Here is a 6,229-nt window from a genome sequence, read left to right on the forward strand (position 1 = left end):
GGATACCACCGAGCTAATATGGACGATATCGCACTTAGAGCAAAGGTTGCCAAAGGGACGCTGTATTATCATTTTCCAGGAAAAGCACAGCTGTTTAAGACGATCGTAATGGATGGACTGCAGGTCATTACCGATCGAATACGGAATGAGCTGCGAACTGATCTTTCGTTGGAAGAACAAATCAGGCGAATCATCCGGCACAATCTCGACTTGTTTCTGGATTCCAGCGGATTCGCACATATCGTGTTCAACGAATTATCGAACGGAATTGATCAGGAAGTACTAGAGGAATTGAATGAACTGAAGCTCGGCTATATTCGTTTTATTGCAGAGGTGCTGGAAGGAAGCCGGGAAGAGGGGGTAATGATCAATGTCAATTGCAGCTTGGCTGCTGCGGGAATTGTCGGATTGCTCAACAGTTCCTGCGATTATTTTCTAACCTATGGCAGTAGTATAAACCGCGACGATCTTGAACATTTTCTTTATCAGATTATTACGACCGGGTTGTTTTTGACCCCCGGCGGCAAGCCAGATGGTATGTTGAACTGATTTCATTCTAAGCGGAAAGCGGCGATGCGACGTATGAATTGGAAAACTGACAGCGAACTGATACCTTTGTCTTGGTTTAAAGAAATGCGAAACTCTTCCCCTGTCGTGTTCAATTCGGAGAAAAATACTTGGGACGTGTACAAGTACGAAGATGTAAAGAAGATATTTGCCGATCATGAGCATTATTCATCAAAAGGGACGGAAAGCGCCATGGAGCCGATCAACTCAAGCATTCTTAGGCAAGATCCACCTAAACACCGACAGCTGCGTATGCTCGTTTCGCAAGCTTTCACTCCTCGGGCTATCGAAGCGCTCGCACCGAAAATTGAATCGATTGCGCAGCAATTGTGCGATCAAGCAGAAGAGGCGGGGAAGATGGATGCCCTTCTCGATTATGCGAGCCCTCTGCCGATCATCGTCATCGTCGAAATGCTGGGCATTCCGTCCGTGGATCGCGACCGGTTCAAGGAATGGTCGGATTCGCTAGTTGGGAATGACGGCGAACGTTATTTTCAATGCCAGAAGGAAATGAGCGACTATTTCTCCGACATCATGAATCGAAGACGGCTTGACCCGCTGGATGATCTCATCAGCAATCTCGTTCATGCAAAGGTCGAAGGCAAGCAATTAAGTGACTTGGAGATCATCGGATTCTGCATTCTGCTGCTGGTGGCGGGGAATGAAACCACGACCAATCTTATAACGTCAGCCTTACTGTGCCTAGATAGTGACAGAGAGGCTAGGAAAAGTCTCATCGAGGAACCTTCCATGATTCCGCAAGCCATCGAAGAGGTGCTTCGCTATTGCTCTCCCGTTCAAACGATGATTCGAATCGTTAAAAAGACGACTGTTCTGCGCGGCCAAACGCTTTCGCCCGGACAAATGGTCAACCTCTGGATCGGGTCGGCCAATCATGACGGAGAGCAATTTGATACTCCGGAAAAATTCGATATCCATCGCAACCCGAATCCGCATCTGGCATTGGGACACGGCATTCACTTCTGCTTGGGCTCTCAGCTTGCCCGCTTGGAGAGCAAGATCGCCATTCAAACACTTCTTAGTAGGTTTCCTGACTACGCAAGAGATCGTTCGCACACGCTAGAGCGGTTGGACAGCTGGATGATGTTCGGGGTCAATCGTTTGCCGCTGGTTCTGACGAAATAACGTTACTTTAATAGGTGCATTATTGTATATTCAACGCCAATAAAAGTCGTAAAAGCTTATGTAATCATTGGTTCTACAATCGAACAATACTATAGCGTAAGAATCAACAAGACGAGGCTGCCGATATTAAACGGCAGCCTCTTTGAGCAATATTTATTTACTTATATGTTTAATACTCCGTATGAAGAATGGGAAGATTGGTAATCGCATCAAAAGCTCACCTAATTACTACAATAATTAAATATTCTATTGTGTGTTAAAATAAATTTGAATTAAATAAAGTTTAGATGGAAAATGGAGGAGCTTTTTATGACAATAGAATCACAAAACGATATTGATGGTCTGAAAGAAATTGGCAAAATCGTTGCTTTGACGATTAATGAAATGAAACGTCACACGCGAGTTGGAATTACGACAAAGGAACTGGATGATATTGGGGAGCGGATTTTGAAAAGTCATGGGGCTGTGTCGGCGCCTCAGATAACTTACAATTTCCCTGGCAACACATGTATTAGTGTTAACCACGAAGTTGCACACGGAATACCGGGAAATCGAATCATCCAACCGGGCGATTTAATAAACATCGATGTTTCTGCAGAACTTTGCGGCTATTTTGCGGATGCTGGACATTCTTTTCCGATAGCTCCATATGAGCCATCACTAATGCGTCTGTGTCAATACACACACCATACAATGATGAAAGTAATCTCTTCACTTAAGCATGGAGTGAAATTGAACGAAATCGGAAGGATTATTGAAATCGAGGCTAAAAAAGGCGGCTATAATATAATTAAGGATCTGTGCAGCCATGGTATTGGCAAATCTCTGCACGAGGCCCCAGTAGAGATTCTACCCGTTTATAACAAGCACGATAAACGGGTATTGAAAGAGGGCATGGTAATTACAATCGAGCCCTTTTTATCTACAGGTGCTGGGTATGTCGTTGAGCAGCCGGATGGATGGACTTTATGTACCCCCGACAATAGCTTTGCAGCACAACATGAACATACCATAATCATAACAAAGGATCAGCCAATAATCGTGACTGCAGCATAGAACATTAGTATGAGTCCGTTATTTTGCGTTGGTTACGATAACGGATGAAGTCAGATTAAAAAAAAACGACAGTCTAAGTTTTAATTTTCAATCCACACGGTTATTATTTCTTAGATTCTAGGGACAGGATTGAGACTGTCGGAGGTAACGTAAGTAATCAATGTAGCTACTGTAATTTCTTATTGTGTTATATACCATTTATGGACATCCGTTTTAGAAGAGCGGATATGTCCATTTTTATTGTAAAAATAAAAAGAGACAGAGATGGTAGGTCTTTGTTTTTTCATGTATTTCGTCCGGTGAAAGAGCACAGTAACATATAATACTATCGGTCCGATAATATTGCCCAGGCTGGTAAAGGCAGAGTTAAGTCCTGCCACATATCCCTGCTGTTCATTCGCAACCATGGACATTTGCGTGCTAATAGCGGGGCGTAAAATATCAATGGACAAGAATATAACAAAAGTAACTGCAAAAATCAGCCAATATTGATGAACGAACAACGTCAGCAGGACGAACACCCCTGAAGCGAGCAGACAAAGTGTAATGACTCGCTTTTCGCCGAAACGGTTGATGAGCCAGYCGAAAATGGATAACTGAATGACTGCGCCTCCAATGGACGCAAAGGTGAAAATGAAAGCAATATCCTTCGGTGTGAAGCCGAGCTTATGGTCGACGAAGAGGCCGAATACTGCTTCATAATTGGCAAGCCCAAAGGACATGACGAAAACAAGGAGTAAATTTATAAAATAGGGTTCGCGGTAAGCGAAACGCAACTGTTGGAGCAGACTCTTTTGGGGCTCCCGATTAGACATTGCCTTTTCGCTAATCTCATCTTTTTTTACAGTAGATGGCATCGATTCCCGCAGAACAACTGGTGTAAGAACTGCAGCGACCAGGCCGGCAATCCCTGCAGCATAGAACGGTACGCGAATGCCGAACTCCGCAAGATAGCCTCCAATACCAGGACCAATAATGTAGCCAGTCAAAAAGGAAGCATTGATAAAACCCATCCCTTTGGCACGTTCTTCCTCGGTAGTAACATCTGCCGCGTAGGCAATAACTGCAGGCATGATGAACGCTCCGCTAATGCCGCCCATCATCCGGGATACAAAGAGCAGCAGAGCAGAATCAGCCAAACCGAATATAACTTCGGCGCAAGCGAAGACCATCATTCCGGCAACAATGATGCGCTTGCGTCCGAAGGAATCGGATAACCGTCCCGCCAGTGGTGAGAAAACCAGCTGTGTAAATGCGAAGGAGGCGGTAAGCAAGCCGGCAGTGCTGCCGTTGATATCAAGCATTGTGATGTATTTGGGTATAACTGGAATGACCAGTCCGATACCAGCAAAGACCAAAAATAAATTAAACATCAGAAGCAGCATGGCTCCCCGATTTTTGAGCAATAAAGCCATCTAAATTCTCCTCTAACTCGCTTACTGAGTATTTACTTCAAATACATTTCTTTCTCAGATGCCAGCCTAACCTATTGCAAAGACCACCCATCATAAACCTATCCATTTTCACTCCTCACTTTGTAAATATATATGTATATAAAGTATACAAACAAATGTATTATACAATTATTTCAGTGTCAACAAATACTTTGTAAAATAATTTGTTTACTATGTGGAGAAAATTCATTAGCAAATCAATTTTATGTTTGGACAAGCTGGAAATTATGAAGTAATATTCAATAATTATCTTCCGTTTTATTTGTACAAGTATTTAGTAGTCGTAATAGAAGAAAATATCTTTGAAACTCTTAACAAAATTGTAATGGAAACGATTAATCTTATAGGAGGGATCATGTTGCAGCAGCTCTTTAACGATATGATTAAGCTTGACGTTAAGCCGTTCCTTTCCAAGCGTGGCTTCATGAGGAAGAGTTTGAATTTCAATAAGACGACAGAAAACCTTATCTACATGTTCAATTTCCAAAAGTCTTCTGGCAATTCAGCGGACAATGTAATGTTTTATGTGAACTGCGGTATTTATGCACCGGATTTGGCACTGATACAATCGAGGGAAATTCTGACTGCTCCCCAAGAAGCGGAGTGTCACTTCAGAGCAAGAATTGGAGAAATTGTTGAGTCTGTTCCAGATCGTTTTTCAATCACTCCTGATACGAATATGGATGATTTAAGAAAAACGCTGTTAAGTGGAGTAGAAGAGGTTATTCATTTCTATGATACGATGACCAGTGCCAGATCCCTTGTTGAATATTACACTTCAGGACCATTTCTACATCTGGGTGAAGAGAGCTTTCATTTACTGTTACAATCCAATGATATAGCAGCGGCTAAACATTATTTGAAGGCATTGCAGGAAAAGTACGGAACAGAAAAGCGATGGACTATATTCGAAAATAAATATAAAATCATCTTCAATAAATACGATGTGGAATTTGATAAGCTATAAGTCGCCATAGTGAATGTTAACCTATTATTTAAGCTAATTACTGACGAGTCTGAAATCCAATAAAGCTCACTTTAAGCACACCTCTGATCTGATACGAACAAATGAATAGTGCAAATAGAAGTTTTGCCGCCTATAGGGCGGTTTTTTTATTTTTAAAGGATAAATAATCGATTGGTGCCTTCACCTTCGTTGTAAAGCACAGTAGAGAATTACTTTATTGAGCAGATCTTAGAAGAAATCTTTTACTTAGAACTATCGAAGGCCCACTTACTTAATATCTTATAAGAAATTCTTGAAATGACAGAAATTTATCTGATAGGGGGGTGCTATTATACAAATATAAATAAAGACGAGGTGATGACATGCAATCGAAATTGGCAGCGGAAGCTATTCCCCTCTCCAAAAAGCGGAATTCGTGGTTAAGGACCATACAAAAGTATAAAATGATGTACCTTCTATTAATTCCGGCATTGGTTTATTTTGCCGTATTCAAATACATCCCATTGGCCGGAATCATTATTGCTTTTAAAAACTACAATCTGGCTTTGGGGTTATGGGATAGCCCGTGGGTCGGATTCAAAAATTTCACAGATTTTATTAACGGCGTTTATTTCTGGGACATCATGAGAAACACGATAATTATATCGTTGTATAAGCTATTGTTCGGTTTCTCCGCTCCCATCGCACTTGCTTTGCTTCTTAATGAAGTTCATACCCAATGGTTTAAGAAAATCGTACAAACCATTACTTATTTACCMCATTTTCTGTCTTGGGTCATTGTTTATGGATTGATGGTTGCATTATTGGCTCCGGGTGATGGCCTTTTCAATATGATTTTGAAGGAAAACGGTTTTGATCCCATCTCCTTCCTAACGGAGCCTGCTTGGGGAAGACTGCTGGTCATCTCGTCTGAAATATGGAAGGACATCGGTTGGGGAGCGATACTATACCTTGCCGCATTATCAGGGATTGACCCAAGCTTATATGAAGCAGCTCGAATGGATGGCGCTTCCAAATCGAGACAGCTCTGGCATGTAAC

At 41.9% G+C, this 6,229-nt stretch carries 6 protein-coding genes; 5 read left to right on the top strand and 1 reads right to left on the bottom strand.

Annotated elements, in window-relative coordinates:
* From AC1DSE_RS28130 to map, 3 genes are all read left to right on the top strand, one after another.
* Positions 1–549: TetR/AcrR family transcriptional regulator (locus AC1DSE_RS28130; protein WP_477528552.1), on the top strand; the 549-nt coding region annotated here is incomplete at its 5' end.
* Between the two features lie 33 nt (positions 550–582).
* Positions 583–1,713 (top strand): cytochrome P450, encoded by a 1,131-nt coding sequence (locus tag AC1DSE_RS28135; protein WP_477511142.1) that lies wholly within the window; start codon positions 583–585, stop codon positions 1,711–1,713.
* Between the two features lie 309 nt (positions 1,714–2,022).
* Positions 2,023–2,769, top strand: a complete 747-nt coding sequence (map, locus tag AC1DSE_RS28140; protein ID WP_477511141.1) for a type I methionyl aminopeptidase — start codon at positions 2,023–2,025, stop codon at positions 2,767–2,769.
* A gap of 179 nt (positions 2,770–2,948) precedes the next feature.
* Here map and AC1DSE_RS28145 read toward each other — a convergent pair whose 3' ends face one another.
* A complete protein-coding gene (locus AC1DSE_RS28145) occupies positions 2,949–4,184 on the bottom strand; it encodes an MFS transporter (RefSeq protein WP_477528553.1) in 1,236 nt (411 codons plus the stop codon).
* Between the two features lie 244 nt (positions 4,185–4,428).
* On the opposite strand from AC1DSE_RS28145, the gene AC1DSE_RS28150 reads away from it, so the two are divergent.
* Together AC1DSE_RS28150 and AC1DSE_RS28155 are read left to right on the top strand one after the other, a co-directional pair.
* Entirely contained in the window at positions 4,429–5,190 is a 762-nt protein-coding gene (locus AC1DSE_RS28150) for a DUF4304 domain-containing protein (protein ID WP_477511139.1), read from the top strand.
* Between the two features lie 362 nt (positions 5,191–5,552).
* A partial coding sequence (locus AC1DSE_RS28155) for an ABC transporter permease (RefSeq protein WP_477528554.1) occupies positions 5,553–6,229 on the top strand: 677 nt, incomplete at its 3' end.

The organism is Paenibacillus sp. 01L418 (assembly GCF_056400045.1).

Excerpts from the sequence above, each read along its gene's own strand:
- AC1DSE_RS28135 (WP_477511142.1), top strand. The coding sequence starts at position 583 with ATGAATTGGAAAACTGACAGCGAACTGATACCTTTGTCTTGGTTTAAA.
- map (WP_477511141.1), top strand. The coding sequence starts at position 2,023 with ATGACAATAGAATCACAAAACGATATTGATGGTCTGAAAGAAATTGGC.
- AC1DSE_RS28150 (WP_477511139.1), top strand. The coding sequence starts at position 4,429 with ATGTTTGGACAAGCTGGAAATTATGAAGTAATATTCAATAATTATCTT.